Source organism: Synechococcus sp. H55.10, assembly GCF_047502715.1.
GTDB lineage: Bacteria > Cyanobacteriota > Cyanobacteriia > Thermostichales > Thermostichaceae > Thermostichus.
On sequence record NZ_JANSJJ010000165.1, the window covers coordinates 1 to 684 of the forward strand.

A 684-nucleotide genomic window follows, 5' to 3' on the forward strand; every position below is an offset into this window, starting at 1 on the left:
GTAGCCCAACTGCACGGCGTTGTAGCCATCTGTGGCTTGAGTCTTGATCTGGGTCACCGTGCAAGGCCCCGCCTGCACGACGGTAACCGGAATGGCCAACCCTTCCGGAGAGAAGATCTGGGTCATGCCGACTTTTCTTCCAAGGATGCCAAGCGCCACGAGAACCTCCCCTCGAGCCTCTACAACTTGCTTTTATCAGCTTGCAACGGCTCAATGAGCCGGATCCAGGCAGCAACGGCGCGGCAGCAGGAAGCTCAGGACTACCTGAGCCTGCCCGCTCAGGCGAAAAAGCAATGAAAAGGAATCTCTGGATCCCTGGCGACCAAACAGCGCCAGCGGCGCTGTCCCCTTTGCTTAGTTCAGCCTCAAATCACACGCCAAACTGCTTTTAAAGACTGCTCAGACTTACCTGCAAAGAGGCAGTATCTGGTTTAGCAGTACGCTAGGTTGCCGAGAACCGTCGTCAGAGCGGGCGGACTTGATTGGCAACAGTAGTACATCATAGTGAGGTGAGGACCTGTTTGTCCAGATTTTGCCGAGAAAATGGCTCGGTTGGGGGGCAGCGACCGTGAAAGCCACTCTGGTGGGCGAAAAGAGCTATCGGCAGCAAGAGCCATCTCCTTTTAGGAGTGTGATGGGGTTAGCCGGCGGCGGGCTGACCCAGGCTTGTGTAGATCGCTACCT

Annotated in this window: 1 pseudogene; it reads right to left on the reverse strand. The window is 56.3% G+C overall.

Annotation, left to right across the window (positions count from 1 at the left end):
• A pseudogene (locus NW858_RS10585) lies at window positions 1-159 on the reverse strand (50S ribosomal protein L3); the annotation flags it as partial.
• Between the last annotated feature and the right edge of the window lie 525 nt (window positions 160-684).